The 16,417-nt window shown below is 72.8% G+C and carries 15 protein-coding genes and 1 pseudogene; 8 read left to right on the top strand and 8 right to left on the bottom strand.

Annotated features, from left to right (window positions below; genetic code table 11):
* Positions 1–137 precede the first annotated feature (137 nt).
* From ACIRL2_RS48725 to ACIRL2_RS48710, 4 genes are all read right to left on the bottom strand, one after another.
* Positions 138–695 (bottom strand): hypothetical protein, encoded by a 558-nt coding sequence (locus ACIRL2_RS48725; RefSeq protein ID WP_402241806.1) that lies wholly within the window; start codon positions 693–695, stop codon positions 138–140.
* 108 nt (positions 696–803) lie between these two features.
* On the bottom strand, positions 804–1,598 hold the full coding sequence (locus ACIRL2_RS48720) for a metal-dependent hydrolase (RefSeq protein WP_402241803.1): 795 nt from the start codon (positions 1,596–1,598) through the stop codon (positions 804–806).
* Between the two features lie 160 nt (positions 1,599–1,758).
* Positions 1,759–2,088: a hypothetical protein gene (locus ACIRL2_RS48715; RefSeq protein ID WP_402241800.1), complete on the bottom strand. Its 330-nt coding sequence runs from the start codon at positions 2,086–2,088 to the stop codon at positions 1,759–1,761.
* 137 nt (positions 2,089–2,225) lie between these two features.
* Entirely contained in the window at positions 2,226–2,603 is a 378-nt protein-coding gene (locus tag ACIRL2_RS48710) for a hypothetical protein (RefSeq protein ID WP_402241797.1), read from the bottom strand.
* 294 nt (positions 2,604–2,897) lie between these two features.
* Between ACIRL2_RS48710 and ACIRL2_RS48705 the strand changes: the two genes are divergently transcribed.
* Positions 2,898–3,503, top strand: coding sequence for an RNA polymerase sigma factor (locus ACIRL2_RS48705; protein ID WP_395873776.1), 606 nt, complete (start codon positions 2,898–2,900; stop codon positions 3,501–3,503).
* Complete coding sequence (locus tag ACIRL2_RS48700) at positions 3,500–4,267, top strand: hypothetical protein (protein ID WP_402241794.1); 768 nt, start codon at positions 3,500–3,502, stop codon at positions 4,265–4,267. Before ACIRL2_RS48705 ends, ACIRL2_RS48700 begins: the two co-directional genes overlap by 4 nt.
* 122 nt (positions 4,268–4,389) lie before the next feature.
* Here the strand turns inward: ACIRL2_RS48700 and ACIRL2_RS48695 are convergent.
* Positions 4,390–4,683: pseudogene (locus ACIRL2_RS48695) on the bottom strand (FCD domain-containing protein); the annotation flags it as partial.
* Positions 4,684–4,961: 278 nt separating this feature from the next.
* Here ACIRL2_RS48695 and ACIRL2_RS48690 point away from each other — a divergent pair.
* On the top strand, positions 4,962–5,636 hold the full coding sequence (locus ACIRL2_RS48690) for an antibiotic biosynthesis monooxygenase (RefSeq protein ID WP_402241791.1): 675 nt from the start codon (positions 4,962–4,964) through the stop codon (positions 5,634–5,636).
* A gap of 40 nt (positions 5,637–5,676) precedes the next feature.
* Here ACIRL2_RS48690 and ACIRL2_RS48685 read toward each other — a convergent pair whose 3' ends face one another.
* The 3 genes from ACIRL2_RS48685 to ACIRL2_RS48675 all read right to left on the bottom strand — a co-directional run bounded on the left by ACIRL2_RS48685 (position 5,677) and on the right by ACIRL2_RS48675 (position 9,681).
* The gene (locus ACIRL2_RS48685; protein ID WP_395873779.1) at positions 5,677–6,363 is read right to left on the bottom strand and encodes a response regulator; all 687 of its coding nucleotides are present in this window, start codon (positions 6,361–6,363) and stop codon (positions 5,677–5,679) included.
* A 499-nt stretch (positions 6,364–6,862) separates the two neighbouring features.
* Complete coding sequence (locus ACIRL2_RS48680) at positions 6,863–8,083, bottom strand: sensor histidine kinase (RefSeq protein ID WP_402241788.1); 1,221 nt, start codon at positions 8,081–8,083, stop codon at positions 6,863–6,865.
* Positions 8,084–8,445: 362 nt separating this feature from the next.
* The gene (locus ACIRL2_RS48675) at positions 8,446–9,681 is read right to left on the bottom strand and encodes a hypothetical protein (protein ID WP_395873781.1); all 1,236 of its coding nucleotides are present in this window, start codon (positions 9,679–9,681) and stop codon (positions 8,446–8,448) included.
* A 507-nt stretch (positions 9,682–10,188) separates the two neighbouring features.
* Between ACIRL2_RS48675 and steA the strand changes: the two genes are divergently transcribed.
* From steA to ACIRL2_RS48650, 5 genes are all read left to right on the top strand, one after another.
* Positions 10,189–11,364, top strand: coding sequence for a putative cytokinetic ring protein SteA (gene steA, locus ACIRL2_RS48670; protein WP_395873782.1), 1,176 nt, complete (start codon positions 10,189–10,191; stop codon positions 11,362–11,364).
* On the top strand, positions 11,361–12,482 hold the full coding sequence (locus ACIRL2_RS48665; protein ID WP_395873783.1) for a copper transporter: 1,122 nt from the start codon (positions 11,361–11,363) through the stop codon (positions 12,480–12,482). The genes steA and ACIRL2_RS48665 overlap by 4 nt, the downstream gene beginning before the upstream one ends.
* A complete protein-coding gene (locus ACIRL2_RS48660; RefSeq protein WP_395873784.1) occupies positions 12,479–13,426 on the top strand; it encodes a hypothetical protein in 948 nt (315 codons plus the stop codon). Before ACIRL2_RS48665 ends, ACIRL2_RS48660 begins: the two co-directional genes overlap by 4 nt.
* A 70-nt stretch (positions 13,427–13,496) precedes the next feature.
* Positions 13,497–15,290, top strand: a complete 1,794-nt coding sequence (gene murJ / locus ACIRL2_RS48655; protein ID WP_402241782.1) for a murein biosynthesis integral membrane protein MurJ — start codon at positions 13,497–13,499, stop codon at positions 15,288–15,290.
* Entirely contained in the window at positions 15,274–16,407 is a 1,134-nt protein-coding gene (locus ACIRL2_RS48650; protein ID WP_395873786.1) for a glycosyltransferase family 4 protein, read from the top strand. Before murJ ends, ACIRL2_RS48650 begins: the two co-directional genes overlap by 17 nt.
* Positions 16,408–16,417: the final 10 nt, after the last annotated feature.

Here is a 16,417-nt window from a genome sequence, read left to right as displayed (position 1 = left end):
CCCGAGGGCCGCTTCGCCGCAGGCGTGTCGGTGGGGCGGCCTTCGGAGGGTGCCGGGCCGATTGGTCGTAATCGGGTCTGATCGCGTGGTCGGGGCCCGGACCTGATCGATGGGTCGGGCTCGTAACCCATCGAGGTTCAGGGTTGGCGGACGGCATCCGCCGAGACGGCCCAGAAGCGCAGGGATAGCGCGATCAGGGCGAAGAGCAGCAGCCACGTCAGCGACCAGCCGAAGTCCGCGCCGGTACCGGTGGACAGCGCCATGCTCAGCACACCGACGCTGGTGACGGCCATGACGCCGAGTGCCGCGAGGAAGCTCGCGCGGATGAACTTGGCGGCTGTGTAACGGAACGGATAGAGCAGCAAGAGCCGGGTGGGGGACAACCGACGTGGTGGGTCGACGGTGCCGGGTCCGGCGGCGACCACGAGCGCGCCCGCCTGATCGAGCCAGCGTTGGGCGACGCGACTCGCGTTGGCCAACTCCTCCTGGTTGCCGGGAAGGCGTTGACGCGCGTCCCACCACAGGACCGCGAAGTCGACCTGTCGGGTCGCGTCCTCGAACGCCCGTTGCCGACGGCCGGTTTGCGACCGGCTCGCCTGGCGATCCTGCCAGGCGACCGCGAAGACCGCGACGGTTGCGGTCAGTACGGGCACCACCACCGCGACCACGACCGCGGCCACGTCCTCCGCACGCATCGACGCTCCTGTCGTTCGAGCCGGAACAATCAGCATGACAGGGACAATTGCGTGCCGTCGGGAAAGCGTTTCGACGATCGAACGCGGGTGCGAGGATTGCGGCCCGGGTCAGCCGAGGTAGCCGAGGGCGCTGACGGCGCCCAGGCCGCCCGCGCCCATGAACAGTGGCATCAGGACCTTGACCTCGACCTTGGCGCCCGCGCGGAAGCGCATGGACTTCGGCGGGCCCAGGGGGTACCAGCGTTTGCGGCCGATCGGTATCGGCCACAGGATCGGGCAGCCGGAGACGGTGAGCGCGTCGCCGACGCAGTGGGTGAGGGCGCCGAGAGCGATCGGTAGGCCGATCCACCAGTACTCCTGGCCGGGCTCGGTGAAGAACCAATTCGAGCCGTTGCCCGGACGGTTCAGGACCTCGACGAGCATCCAGGTGCTGGTGGCGCCGAGGAGCCAGACCAGGATGTCGCTGTGCAGCCGGGCCTGGCGCCACAACAGACCCTCGATGGCGAGCACCATGTGCACGAACAGAACGCCCAGTACGCCCCAGCGGCCGCCGTACGCGCAGATCGCCGAGGCGCCGGTGCCGACCAGCAGGGCCCAGACCCAGGTGTGGGTGAGGGTGCGGTGGCCACCGTTGCGGCGGGGGTCGCCCTTCTTGCGGGTGGCCTTGTAGGTGGCGGACGCGAGGGCGTCGACCAGGCCGCACAGGATCAGGGATATCGGCCCGAACGAGCGGGAGACGGTGGCGGCTTTGTGGTCGAGGTCCGGCCCGAGGGCGGCGCCGGCGCAGATCAGGCCGCCGACCACCAGGACGGGCCAGGGCATCGGGCGGCCGTAGGCATCGGCGGCGGCACCCGCGGCCATCCACGCGCATGCTCCGGACAGTGAATGGGCCGGCCCCATCATGCGGTCGTGCTCCTCTGGTGAACCCGGGCGAACCCCGAGCCCGCACAGTGACCGCAGCTTAGCGGTGCCGATCTTGGGGGCTGTGAACCCCCGTGGAGAGGGCAGTCGTTCGGCTGGTGGCCCGGCAGTCCGCACCGGCGGGCCGTCGGTTCGCGCACGGTCAGCAGTGGTCTTCGATGTAGAGCATGCGGCGTCGCGGCTCGGCACGGAACTCGTGTGCCAGGTAACGGCCGGTCGAGCATGCTCCGCCGGGGCCCAGGTACTCGTCTTTGATCCGACCCCAGAGCTCGGGTCGTTCGGTCTCCGGGACGGGTCGAGGGCAGATGCCTCCCATGTCGCCCCATATGACCGATGTGGCGTTGTCCTTGACGAGCCGCCGCACGACGCGCAGGTCCACGCGCCTGCGATGGAGTACCCAGCGGGTCCCTTCGTCGTCGAGGAGAGTGACCGGGTCTTTCAGGCCGCCGGGGTTCGCCGGGAATCGCTGCATGAGTGCAGTCTCCCGGCGATCGTCAGGCCGGCACACCCGATTTCCGGGCGGTTCGAACCCCGTGCGGCCGAACGTCCGGCGCGTCGCTTCGCTCGGCGGGCTGGGGCGGGGTCGACCGGGCGCCGCCTCCGGGGTGGTCAGGCGGCGGGGGGCGGTAGGTGGCCGAGGTGTTTGGTGACGCGTTCGCGCAGGAGCAGGTACTCCTCGCGGCGTCGGGGTGGCAGGCCCGGTGGGCGTGGGACGACGCGGGCTTCGGTGACGGCCTGGCCCTGCCGGAACTGTTCGTGAGTCAGGTCGAGTTCGATGCCGCTGGGCAGGCGGTTCCACCAGTGGAAGCCATGTTGGTCCCCGTCGAGGTGGACCTCGCCGAGCAGGAGGTCGCCGCCGAGGATGTCCTGGACGATCAAGGCCGTGATGTCGCAGTGGCCCCAGGCAGGGTTGTCGGGAGAGCAGGTGTCGGCGGCCCAACCGGCGCGCAGGGCCTTGTCGAGGACGAGCAGGTTCCAAGGGGGCACGTCGGAAGCATCGCAGCCGCCGCCGACAGCGCGTCACACGATCGCCGCGGGCATGCGGTGCGGTCCATCTGCTCGATCGTCGCGTGGAGTCGTCGTCGCCGTACGACGGCTTCTGCGGACAGCAGTCGCCGCGCGGATGCGTATGTGTATGTGGATGTGCGCGCTTTCGTGTCCGTGTACACGCCGGGTCCGTGTCGGGGTCGGAGCTCCTGTCGGGACCTGTAACGCTCTCGGTGCCACCCGCCACAAGAGAGGTGACAGGCGACAACATCGGCGCGGTGCGAGGAGCCCATTTTGGACGGACCGGATGTGCAAGCGGTCAAAGGGATCGCCGGGGACCCGGCGCTCCTGGAGGCGTTCTATCGCAGACATATAGACGCGGTGGGGCGTTTCGTGGCCCGACGGGTGGACGACCCACAGTCGGCCGCCGATCTGACCGTCGAGGTCTTCATCGCCGCGATGGGCTCTGCTGGGGGCTATCGGGGCGGTCCGGGCGGCGAATTGGCATGGCTGTACGGGGTTGCCCGCAACGTGGTCGCGAGCGAACGTCGTCGCTCGGCGCGTGAGGCCGACGCGTCGCGGCGGATGGCGGGCCGTCGGTGGCTGGACGAGGACGACATCCTGCGACTGGAGGAGCGACTCGACGCGGCATCGGCGGCCCGGCACATCTACCGGGCGATCGAGCGGTTGTCCGAGGACGACCGCTCGGTGGTCGAACTGGTCAGCGTCGACGGCATGACGGTCGTCGAGGCCGCTCGGGTGCTGGGCATCGGGCCGGTCGCGGCGCGGGTGCGGTTGCACCGGGCGCGGCGACGACTCGCGAAGGAACTGGGCTCGCCGTCGGCGGAGCCCCACCGAGAGACCCGGAGCGCACACGTACAGGCGGAGGCGAAGGCATGATCAATTTCGAGGAACGCGCGCTGGAGGAGCTCAAGACGCTCGCCGCCGAGGGAGGTGTGCCGGCGACCGATCCGCCACCGGTGCGCCCCGCGACCTCTCGCCGGCGCAGGCGGGCGGTCTACGGCTTGGCCGCCTCGGCGGTGCTCGCGACCGGGATCGGGGTCGGTGTGCCGATGCTCAGCGGTGGTTCGGCCGAGGCCCAGCCCTTCGAGGTGGTGAAGCGGCCCGATGGCGGGATCCTGTTCAAGGTCGACGAGTTCCGGAACCCCAAGGGCCTCGAACAGCGCTTCCGGGACCTGGGATTGCGGGCAGTCGTCGACTACGTGCCCTACGGCAAGAAGTGCGCTGCCGGCCGCTTCACCGAACGCCCCATCTCGAACGACGACCTGAACGCGATCTATCACTGGCTCCCATCGCCCGAGGGCCGGCTGATGACAGACGCGGAACTGGAGTTCTACAGCCACCGTTGGACCGAGGTACGCCCGGAGCTCATCCCCCCGGACGCCACGTTGGTGCTCACCGCCACTCTCTTCAAGGTCAACGCGAAGGACCTCCCCGACCCGGGCTTTCGCGATGGCCGACGCGTACACAACTCGGACAGCGCCGGAAGCACCACCCTCTACCAGCTCGCCGATGGCCCGGTGGGTCCCTGTGTCCTGGTCGACGACCCGAGTCAGACGGGCCCGACCTTCGACGACGGCCCGACCCCGCCACCCGCTCCGGCCGGGTCGGCAACTCCCGCTGGTCCCTTGCCCGGCCGATAGTTCGGCCCGCGGTTCGCCCGGCTCGCCCGGCTTGCCTGCGGGGCGGCGTCGGCAGCGCGGCTTCGGGCCCGACGCGGCTCCGCCGACGCCGTGAGGTGCAGTGTCGGCGTGGGACGTGACCGCTACGCCGGTCCGGTGTGTGGCGTGGTGTCGTGTCCGGGGTCGGGGTCGGGGTGGGCACAGCCGGTCAGGTTGGTCGCGGTTCGGGTGAGGTGCTTGAGCAGCACCGCAGCTGCGGTGTCGGCGTCACGGGCCGGCGCCGCTTCCTCGAGTCGGCGGTGTTCGTCGATGCCGTCCCGGTCGGGGGAGCGGTGGGCCGACCAGCGGCGGGCCAGTTCGCTCGCGGTCCACATGCGGTCGAAGGTCTCCAGGAGTACGGGGTTGCCGCAACCCTCCAGCAGGGTGCGGTGGAAGAGAGGACGTGGGGCCTGGGGCCGGCCGCGCCTGTCAGGGGCCGGGTGGGCGCCGTTGGCGCGGTGTTGCTGTCGGGGGCGCGTGTGTGGTGCGTTTGGCGTATTGCTCGTCGGGTTCGGCGTACGCGCTCCGACCGTTGGTCTGTCGTACTCGATCCGCAGCGGCGCCACGGCGGCCGCCTGCGGTGGTGGCCGGGCGCCGTGCCGGGCTTGACCTCAAGGGCGGTTGAAGTTGCACCGTGGGGTGGGTTCTGCCGTCGAGGTCGAGTCGAGGAGTCTCCGTGACCGCTACACCGCACCATGCGCTGCCCCGGGTTCGCCGGGCCGACGTGGGTACGATCCTGGTCAGCCCCTGGATCGTGCACACGCCGGAGCGCCAACGCGCCGCCGTGGACGCGACGATCGCCGAGTGGGAGGGCGTTCCGTGGCCCGCCGGTTTCCTCACCCTGAACTGCTTCGTGAGTACCGACGGCGAGCGCGTCCTCAACTACGCCCAGTGGACCGGCGACGACGAGCACCGGGCCTTCATGCGCACCACGCGGCCGAAGCTCGTCCGAGGCATCGATGAGGTCATACCCGGCATCGAACGCCCCGGCGTGATCCGCTATCGCCTGACCGGCAGCGCGATCCACCCCGAATACCCGGCCACCCCGACCCTGATCGTGATCGACGACATCGAGGCCGACACCGCACCGGCCGCCCGCCGCTGGGCCGAACTGACCCTGGCGACGGCGGTACGCGACCACGCCCCGGGCCCGATCGCCACCCACGTGCACATCAACCTCGACGGCACCCGGGGCATGGCCTACACGGAGTGGGCCGACGCGGAGTCCTACGCCGCGTCCCGAGCCGCCACCGGTCCGTCCGACCCACCCGACCCGGTTCTCCCGGGGGTGCGTTCCCTCGACACCCGGGCCTACCACCTGCGCAAGAGCCTGCACCGCCCCACAGCCTGAGCCGGCAAGGGACCCGCTCCCGGAGTCGCCACAAAGGGACCTACTCCCAGCCCCCGCGCCCCGTCGTGGCGAATCCGCTCTCATACGCGGCGATCACCGCCTGGGTGCGGTCTCGGACGCCGAGCTTGCCGAGTACACGGGCCACGTGCGTCTTGACCGTCTCCGACCCCAGCGCGGTCCGTTCGGCGATCTCGGTGTTCGACAGGCCGGCCGTGATCAACCGCAGCACCTCCTGCTCGCGCGCGGTCAGCCGGTCGATCCGCGTACGCAGTTCCCGGCTCCGCTCCCGGGCCGATGCCCGGCTCAACGCCAAGTCGCGGATCGCGGTCGGGAACAACAACGAATCGCCTCGGGCCACGGTCCGAATCGCGTGCACCATCTCCTCCGCGCGCGCCCGCTTGAGCAGGAAGCCGTGCGCTCCGGCCCGCAACGCGTCGTAGACGTACTCGTCGTTCTCGAACGTCGTCACCACCAGAACTTTCGGCGACCCCGACGGTTCGCGCAGCAACTGCGCGGTCGCCTCGATCCCGTTCAGGCCCGGCATCCGAACGTCCATCAACACCAGATCCGGCCGCAACTCCCGCGCCCTCGCCACCGCCTCCACACCCGTGGCGGCCTCCCCGACGACAGCCAGGTCGGGCTCGGCGGCCACGATCGCGTGGAGTCCCGCACGAACCAGGCTCTCGTCATCGGCGATCAACACGCGCACGGGCTCGTTCACGGACATACCTCCAAGCGGTCGCGACGCACACCCGCTTCCCCGCCGCCGCCATTCGGCGCGGGCCGGGCGCCGATGACCATGGCGCGCGGGCCGGCATGGCGGGAATTCCGCCGTCGTCGGCGGCGATCGGGCCGGGTTCGGGCCGGGTCACGACCGCGTCTCCGAGAGTCCGCGGCTCACGGCAGCAGCCTCCACGGCGACGTGCGCCCGATCGATCACGGTGGGGCCGGCCGTCGCGACGGTGTGGACCGCGCTGTTTGTCGGTGTCGGCTCGGGGTCGCTCACAGGGACGCCCCCGAGGAGATGCGGTACGCGTCCCGTCTTCGTGCGGCCGGGGAGTCGCCCGATGGGGGCGGTGCGGGGCCGGTTGCGGCGGCGGGCGTGGTGTGTGGGGTGGCGTGGTCGGGGTGTCGCCGGCGTCGGTGCGGGCCGGCGGTGAGGGTGCGCGGGCGGCGGCCTGTGGCGGCGGCACTTCGGCGGTGGTCGGCACGCGTGTGGGTCTTGGTCACGAGTGGCCTTCCAGGGGGATGCGGGCGGTCAGGTGCCAGTGGCCGTCGTGGGGGGCGGCGGTGAAGGTGCCGCGCAGTACGGCGATTCGCTCGGCTGCGCCGCGCAGGCCGCGTCCGCCGCCGTGTCGGGTGGCCCGGGCCGAGCCGAGCGGATTGCTCAGGTCGATGCCCAACTCGCCCCTGGCGACCGCTATGCGGAGTCGGACCGGGACTTCGCCCGCGTGCCGCAAGACGTTGCCGAATCCCTCCTGGATGATTCGGTACGCCTCGCGCGAGACCAGGCGCGGCAGGCCCTCCAAGCCCCCCGTCGGTTCGAGGTCGCGGCCGAGTTCGGGTTCGAGGTCGAGTTCGAGGTCTACGTCGGCGCCCGCCGCGCGGGTGCGGGCGATCAGGTCGGCCAGGTTGGTGAGCGACGGTACGGGCGCGGCGGACGGGTCCGATTCCTCGCGCAACAGGCCCAGAACATGGTCGAGTTCGGCCACCGCCTCGCGTGCGGTGTCCTCGATCGCGGCCAGCGCCCGGGCGGCGAAGGCCGGATCGCGCTCCAGCAGCCGGCCGGCCGCAGCGGCCTGGATGCCGACGGCGCTCAGCGCGTGGCCGACCGAGTCGTGCAGGTCGCGGGCGATTCGGGCGCGTTCGGCGAGGCGTTCGGCGCGTTGCTCGGCGAGGGCGAGGCGGTCGGCGGGGGTCGGGCCGAGCAGGGTGGGGGCGAGGCGGGCCAGCCAGGCGCCGGCGGCGGCGGATACGAACAGGGGGAGGACGAGCAGGGCCAGGCCGACCGGCACCCACGCGATCGGCAGCGCGTGCGCGGGTTCGGCCCAGGGGAAGACGTCGGCGACGGCCGGGGCCAGGGGCAGTACGAGCAACACCACACCCCCGGGCGGCGCGGCGAGCGAGGTGCCCGCGACGACACCGCCCACGAGCGCATGCAGCGTGAACCACGCGGACGCCCGCCGCCGCGCCGCCGCACTGGTCGCCGGGACACTCAGCACCTCACCCTCCGGCGCGCACAACACCCGTGCGGCGCTGCCCTCCAGGGTGCGTACCAGCGGAACCAGCCCGGCCGTCGCCACGAACGGCAGCGCCAAGACCAGCGCGACGAACTGCGACGTGAGCGCCTCCGCCGGTGTGCCGCGCAACAGCCCGGTGGCCGCGAGCACGGTGAGCGCGGCGAAATGGAAGGGCATCAACAGGGCGCCCCCCAACACGAGATGCACCCACCGCAACCGTGCCCGCCGCCCGACCAGCCCTCGAACGACCCGAACCATCATCCGCCGACCCACCCATCCGACCACGCCCCGCGCCCCCGCCCCCAGCCCCCGCCACGCCCACGCCCACCCCAACCCCGCCACACCATCGCCGCCCGAGGCGCCGGCGGCACGCCGACCCCGTCCACCCACGGCCGACGTGCCGTCACGGACCACCCCGACACCGGCACACGCGACGCCCCCGGCACACGGGATCCGAGTCGGCTCGGGTGTGTCGTCGTGGGCCGGGCCGGGGGCACCGTGCGCGGTGGCGCCCGGTGCGCCGTCGGCGTTGCGCGTGGTGGGTGGGGCGGCGTGGATGCGACCGGTGGTCACGGGTGGGCTTTCGTCGAGTGCGCGTGGGGCTCGCCGTCGGCGCTCGGGGCGTCGGGGGTGGTGCTCGGGTGTGCCGTGTGCGTGATGTGGCGGGTGTGGCCGGCGTACTCGGTCAGGAAGAACCAGCCGATGGTCAGAGCCAGGACGCCGCTGATCATTTCGGCAGTGTAGACAAAGTGCAGCAGTCTGGAGGTGCGCTCCGCCAGGGTGCTGTCGGCTGCGGCTCCGGCGCTGATCAAGCCCATCCAGGCGCCCCATCCGAAAGCGCTGCCCGCCCCGAACCAGGCCATTGCCAGGGGACCCCGGACACGCGTGCCGCCGAGCCGGTGGACGAGCAGGATCAGGCCCGTCGCGCCGATCAGGGCGAGCCCGCCCTGTACGCCGTCCATCCAGCGCCCGGTCGCGTTCCGGTCGGCGATCCACCGGCCGGTCATGCCGAAGTGGGCGCCCGCTGCCCACGCCATCCGGAGTACACCCGCGAAGCCGAGGAGGAGCGCGGCAACCGTACCGAGGAACCGCTGCGCGTCACCGGTGCCGGCCGGATCCGGCAGAGCCCGAACGCGGACCCGCAAGAGCGCGCCCCAGCGTTCGTGGGCATACAGCCCGAAGGCCACCGACAACACCGCGCCTTCGACAATGAAGCCGCCGTAGACGACCGCGTACACCCACGGCCGCAGGAAGTCGTCGTCCGCGAACGGGTTGCCGTCACCGACCGCGGCACCCATCAGGCTGAGCGGTACGGCCGTCATGATCACCACGAGCAGCCCCGACGCCACCCACAAAGGCAACGCGATCAACCAGGCGCGGACCCGGACCTCGCGCGTCCGAGTGAGGGCGTACGCGATCAGCGCCGCGATCGCGTCCATTCCGAACGTGAGCGCGTTCGCGGCAATCCACTGCGCGCGGTGCAGCTCGTCGGGATGCACCACGCCCACGTCTATCCCGACCACCCAGAGCAGCTTCAACAGCAAGTAGGGCGAACACGCGAGCACCGCGAACCAGGCGAGCCGCCGCCGAAGCACGCCCCGGGCATCGGCGCCGGCCGGACGCGGACCGGCGGGGTCGGCGTCGCGCGGGACGTCGAGGGTGGGGCCCGCCCCGGGGGCCACGACCGGGCGGGGTCCGCCGCGCGGGTCCGCCTCGGCCGGATGCCGGGCATCGGTGTCCGCGCATGTCGGATCGGGTGCCGTCGGGTGCGGGTCGGCGGTGTGGGTCGGCTCCGTGGTCTCCATGCGGACCAGCCTTGTGGCGACCCACACCCGAGCGCGTCGCCACACATGCCGATCCCGATCCCCCGGATGGGGGACCGCCCCTCGTCGGCATTCCCACCGATCCCGGAACGGGCCGCGTACCCGAGCCGGCCGGGCACGGGTGCGGCCGCGTCTCGGTGGGCCGGGTGGGACATGTCCCACCCGGCCCACCGTTGCGGGGGAGTGTGGGGTTTCACGGGCGCCGCCGTGGCCTGCCGCGACCCCGCGGCCCATGTCGTGTGCGCTGCTCCACCGGCGTCGTGTAACAGCCGCGCTTCGGTTTCACCCCTCCTCGCGCCCCTCATCCGCCCCCACTTCGGCCCTGCCCCCACGACCCGGCCGCGCCCCCACCCCCGGGCTGCTGCGAATTCGGGCGCCTCTCTGCGCGTCGGCGCCCACGACTTCATCGTCGACCGGTGATCGACGAGCGAGCGAGGAGAGAGCGGCCGGCGGCCACCGCCAAATACTGTGCATGGCAGGATTGCGCCGGTGAGGATTCCCGCGCTTCGTCGTCGACGGCAAACCGAGGACACCGGCTCGTTCGCCCGGGTCGATCGGCGTACCAAGGACCTCACCAAGCGCCTGCGGCCCGGAGACGTCGCGATCATCAATCACGGCGACCTCGACCGCGTCGCCGCCGAGGCGCTGGTCAAGTGCCGGCCGGCCGCCGTGGTCAACGCCGCCGAAAGCATCAGCGGGCGCTACCCCAACATCGGGCCGCAACTGCTCGTCGAGGCCGGCGTACCGCTCCTCGACGCCGTCGGCGGGAGCGTGCTCGACCGGATCCGCGAGGGTGAGCTGGTCCGGGTCGAGGACAACGTCCTCTACCGCGGCGACGACCCGATCGCCGTCGGCACCCTGCTCGACGCGGAATCGGTCGCGGCCGCGATGGAGGAGGCCCGCGCCGGGCTGTCCGAGCAGATCGAGGCGTTCGCCGAGAACACCCTCAAGTACATCCGCGAGGAGCGCGAACTGCTCCTCGACGGCGTCGGCGTCCCCGAGATCCGGACCCGGATCGACGGCCGTCAGGTGCTCATCGTGGTCCGCGGCTACCACTACCGCGAGGACATCGCCGCGCTGCGGCCGTACATCCGGGAGTACCGCCCGGTGATGATCGGCGTCGACGGCGGTGCGGACGCGCTGCTCCAGGCCGGCTACAAGCCGGACATGATCGTCGGCGACATGGACTCCGTGTCCGACCAGGCGCTGCGCTGCGGCGCGGAGATCATCGTGCACGCGTACCGCGACGGGCGCGCCCCCGGGATGGAACGCCTCGACGAGCTCGGTGTGGACGGGATCGCCTTCCCCGCCACCGGGACCAGCGAGGACATCGCGATGCTGCTCGCCGACGACGGCGGCGCGAGCCTGATCGTCGCGGTCGGTACGCACCTCACGCTCGTCGAGTTCCTGGACAAGGGCCGGGCCGGCATGGCGAGCACCTTCCTCACGCGGCTGCGGGTCGGCGGCAAGCTCGTGGACGCCAAGGGCGTCAGCCGTCTGTACCGCAGCCGCATCTCCACGACATCGCTGCTCATGCTGTGCCTCGCCGCGCTGGTCACCATCGCGGTCACCGTGCGGGTCACCCCGCTCGGTCGCGCGTACTTCCACGTGTTCGGGGCGCAGTGGGACGCCTTCGTCTACTGGCTCCAGGGACTGTTCAGTTGATCGACTTCAGATACCACGTCGTCTCCATCATCGCGGTCTTCCTGGCCCTGTCGGTCGGGCTGGTGCTCGGCGCGTCCTTCCTCAAGGAGGCGGCCGTCTCCGGGCTCGACACGCAGGTCCAGGACCTGGCCCGGAACAACGAAGGCTTGCGTCGTGAACTCGATCGGGCGAACGCCGGTACGAGGTACCTGAACGGCATCATGAACACCGTCGGGCCCGAGCTGACCAAGGGCCGGCTCGCCGGGCACAAGGCGGTCGTGGTCGCGCTGCCCGGCGCGGACACCAAGCTGACCGACAGCACGGTCAAGCTGCTCGACGGCGCCTCCGCGACGGTCACCGGCCAGGTGGCGGTCAAGGGCGCCTGGACCGACCCCAAGCGCGAGAGCGACCTGGTCACCGCCCTGGGCGCCAACGCGGCGGCCTTCCCGACCGGGTCGGCGACCGATCGGGCCGCGCGCGTGCTCGCGGGCGCGATCACCGAGAAGTTGCCGCCGGTGCAGACCGGTACGCCCGGTTCGCCGCCGGCGTCGACCCAGCCGCCCGCGAGCGGCTCGACGCCGGGCGCGCCCGAGTCGGGCGCGCCGACGACCGGAGCCGGGACCACCTCCGCGCCGCCGAGCGGCCAGACCCCGGGCCAGGGCACCACCAACCAGAACAACGGCACCACCACCCCCGCCACGCACAACACGCAGGCCGCGACCGAGACGCTGACCAAGCTCAAGGACGCCGGCTTCGTGGACATCAAGGACAACCCCGCCACCGGCGCCGACCTGGTCGTGATCGTCGCGCCTTCGGGCGCCACCGGCGGGGACGATCCGGGCCGGATCAACAACATTCATCTTTCGCTCGCTCGCGCCCTGGACAGCGGCGACGGCGGTACGGTCATGGCCGGCACCGCGTCCGCCGCGCAGGAGAACGGCGTGATCTGGGCGCTGCGCCGTAACGATCAAACCGCCAAGGCCGTTTCCACCGTGGACACCGCCGACACGCCAGTGGGTCAGGTCGCGGTCGTGTGGTCCCTGGTGGTCGAGGACAAGCAGGGCAGTTCGGGTCAATACGGGACGACGGGCACCACCGACGGTCCGTTGCCGGAGCTGCCGAAGAAGGAGACGCCGTGACGAAGGCCGCCGCCGCCCCGGCTGGTGCCACCGCTCGTGTAGCCGGCCGTGCCGCGGCCCCCGGCGACACCCACCGGGGTCGGCCGGGTCGGCTGGTGACGGCGCTGGCCGCGACCGGTGCGGCCCGGGCCGCGTACGCCGCGCTGACCCGCCGCCCGCCGGGCGAGGCCGCGCTGTGGGAGCGGCGCAACCACCGGGGCGAGGTACTGACCCTGCTCGAAGGGCCCGCGACGGCGGTCGGCACGGCCGTCGCCGCCGCGTGCGCCCCGGGGGTGCCCGGTCGGTGGCGCGCGGCCGGCGTGCTGGCGGCGGTCGCGGGTGCCGGGTTCGGGACCTACGACGACATGGCCGGGTCGAGCGATCGGCGCGGGTTCAAGGGCCACCTCGGCGCGCTCGCCAAGGGCGAGGTGACCAGCGGGGGCCTCAAGATCGTCGGACTCGGCGCGGCCGGTCTCGCGGCCGGCGCGCTCGTGCAGCGGCGGCCGGTGGACAAGCTGCTCGCGGGCGTGGTGGTCGCCGGTACGGCCAACCTGATCAACCTGTTCGACCTGCGGCCGGGCCGCGCGGCCAAGGCGGTCCTGATCTCGGGCACTCCGCGGCTGCTCCGCGGCGGCCCCGCGGCAGCCCTCGCGGCGGCGCCGCTGGGCGCGGCGGCGGCGCTGCTGCCCGAGGACCTCGGCGAGAAGTCGATGCTCGGCGACGCGGGCGCGAACGCGCTGGGCGCGGCTCTGGGTGTGGCCTTTGCCGCCGGTTCCTCGCGCAAGGGCCTGCTGGCCAAGGCGCTCGTGCTCACCGCGCTCACCGCGGCCAGCGAGAAGGTCAGCTTCACCAAGGTCATCGCCGGCAACCGGCCGCTGAACACCATCGATATGCTCGGCCGTCGCCCGGCCGCCGCTCCGGCGCCCCGACAGCCGGCCGCCGAGGGAGCCACCGCACCGGCATGACCGGCAACGATCGATGGCCCACGGGCACGCGAGGGGGCGTGTCCGAGAGCGGCACGGAAACGGTCGGCAGGTGAGCGACACCCGAGGCGCCTGCCCGCCGTCGGATGGCCGCGGAGCCGACGGCTCGCCCCCCGGGAGCGAAGCCGGCGCCATCCCCCCCGACGCCGGCACCGACGCGATCCCCCCGGACGCCGAACTCGCCCCCACCCCAGCCGGTGCCACCCGCTCGCGCGCCGTCGTGCGTGGTCTCGCCGGGGCCGCCGCGTTGATGGCCGTGGTCACCGTTTTCGCCCGACTGGCCGGGTTCGGGCGGCAGTTGGTGTTCTCCGGGACGGTCGGTGACACCGTCCTGGGCACCGTGTACAGCACGGTCAACTCGGTGCCCAACATCGTCTTCGAGATCGTGGCCGGCGGGGCGCTGGCGAGTGTCGTCGTGCCGGTGCTGGCCGGACCGGTGGCCAAGGGCGCGCGCGAGGACGCCGGGCGGATCGCGTCCGCGCTGCTGACCTGGGTCGTCCTGGTGCTGACCCCGATCGTGCTGCTGGGCGCGCTGCTCGCCCGCCCGATCGCCGAACTGCTGTTGGCCGGGAAGGCGGACGGGCCGGGCGTCGCGGACGTCGCCTCCCGGATGTTGCTGGTGTTCCTGCCGCAGGTGCCGCTGTACGGGATCGCCGTGGTCGCCGGCGGCATCCTCCAGGCGCACCACCGATTCCTGGCCGGCACGCTCGCGCCGCTGGTGTCCAGCCTGGTGGTGGCCGGCAGCTATCTGCTCTTCGCGAGCCGCTACGACGTCGACCTCGACAACCTCGCCGACCTGCCGCGCGGCGCCGAACTGACGCTGTCGCTGGGCACCACCGCGGGCGTCCTCGCGCTCGCGCTGGTCACCGTCGTACCGCTGCGCTCGACCGGCCTGCGACTGCGTCCCACGCTGCGCTTCCCGGACGGCGTGGCCCGCCGGGTGCGCACCCTCGCGCTGGCCGGCGTCGCGACGCTGATCGCCCAGCAGGCCGCGACGATCGCGGTGATCCTGCTCGCCAACGGGCGCGGTACGCACGGATCCCTGGTCGTCTACCAGACCACGTGGATGGTCTACCTGCTCCCGTACGCGGTACTCGCGGTGCCGATCGCCACCGCCGCCTTCCCGCGGCTGAGCGCCCACGCGCACGACGGCGACCGGGACGCGTTCGCGGACGCCGTCGCCGCGACCACCCGCACCGTGCTCCTGGTCGGCGCGCTCGGCACCGCGCTGCTGCTGGCCGCCGCCGCGCCGCTGGGTCGATTCTTCGCGCTGTTCATGGCCGGCTCCACCGAGCCCGAGCAGATGGCCTGGGCGCTGGCCGCGTTCGCGCCCGGCCTGCTCGGGTACGCGCTGATCGCGCACCTGGGCCGCGCGCTGAACGCCTCCGGCCACGGTCGCGCCGCCGCGGGTTGTGTGGTGGCCGGCTGGTGCGTGGTGGTACTCGCCGACGTCGCCCTCGCCTTCGCGCTGCCCGCGCGCTGGACGGTGGCCGCGCTCGGCCTGGGCAACTCGATCGGGATGAGCGCGGCCGGCGTGTTGCTGGCCTACGCCGTGGCCCGCACGGCCGGCCCCCGGGCGTTGGCGGGCACGTCGATGGCCGGGACGGCGGCCGGCACGGTGGTGGCCGCGGTCGCCGCCGGCGCGGCCGGATTCGGCGTGTCGCGCCTATTCGGGACGGGCGGCATCGTCTTCACGTTGATCATCGCGGCGGTTGCCGCCATCGTGGGCACCCTGGTGTTCGCGGGAGTCGTTTCCGTGACCGTCGGCGAGGCTGTCAAAGCCGCGTTGCGCGGGCGGCGGACGGCCGAATCGGAAGGGGAGCAGCGACGTGGACACGACGACTGAGTCGCGAGAGCGCACCGAACCGGCCCGGTTGCGGGCCGTCCTGGTCCTGGCCACGTCCACCGGCGGCATCGGCGCGCACGTGCGCTCGCTGGCCGCCGGCCTGGTCGGGCGCGGGGTCGCGGTGACCGTGTGCGGCCCGGCCGCGACCGACGAGCACTTCGACTTCACGGGCGCCGGCGCGCGATTTCGCCCGGTCGAGATCGGGTCCGGGCCCCGGCCCACCGATCGGGCGGCGCTGCGGGAACTGCGCGCGGCCTGCGCCCCGGCGCATGTGGTGCACGCGCACGGGCTGCGCGCGGGGCTGGCGGCGGGCAACGCGCTCGGCCGACATCGGGTACGACGCAGGCCGCTGGTGCTGACCCTGCACAACGCGGTCCTGGTCGGCGGCGCGAAGGGCGCGCTGACCCGGGTGCTGGAGGGGCGGGCGGTACGGGCGGCCGACGTCGTACTGGGCGCCTCGACCGACCTGGTCGACCGGGCCAGGCAACTCGGCGCGCGGGATGCCCGGCTGGGACCCGTGTCGGCGCCGCCGCTGCCGCCGGCCGAACGGGATCGGGCGGCGGTCCGGGCCGAATTCGCGGCCGGGGACCGGCCGCTGCTGGTCGCGGTGGGCAGGTTGGCCCCGCAGAAGGACTACCCGGTGCTTCTGGACGCCGCGCGGCAGTGGCTGGATGACGAGCCGACCCCGCTGCTGGTGATCGCCGGAGACGGTCCGCTGCGGGAATCGCTCCAGGACCGGATCGACGCCGAGTCGCTGCCGGTCCGCCTGCTCGGCCACCGCGCCGATGTGGCCGACCTGCTCGGCGCGGCCGACCTCGCGGTCCTGCCCAGCCACTGGGAGGCCCGCGCGCTGGTCGCCCAGGAGGCCCTGCGCACCGGCGTCGCACTGGTCGCCACGCAGGTCGGCGGCATCCCCGAACTCGTCGGCGACGCGGCGGTGTTGGTGCCGGCCGGAGAGCCGGACGAGCTCGCCGCCGCGGTCCGCGGCCTGCTCGCCGACCCGACCCGGCGCGCCGAACTCGTCGAGGCGGGCCGAGCCCAGGCCGCGACCTGGCCCGACGAACGCGAGACCATCGCCCAGGTGCTGAGCATCTACGAGGAACTGGGCCCGGTGTAGCCCGCGGCCA

The organism is Embleya sp. NPDC127516 (assembly GCF_044765325.1).
Classification (GTDB): Bacteria; Actinomycetota; Actinomycetes; order Streptomycetales; family Streptomycetaceae; genus Embleya.
This window is presented reverse-complemented; position numbering and strand designations above follow the sequence as displayed.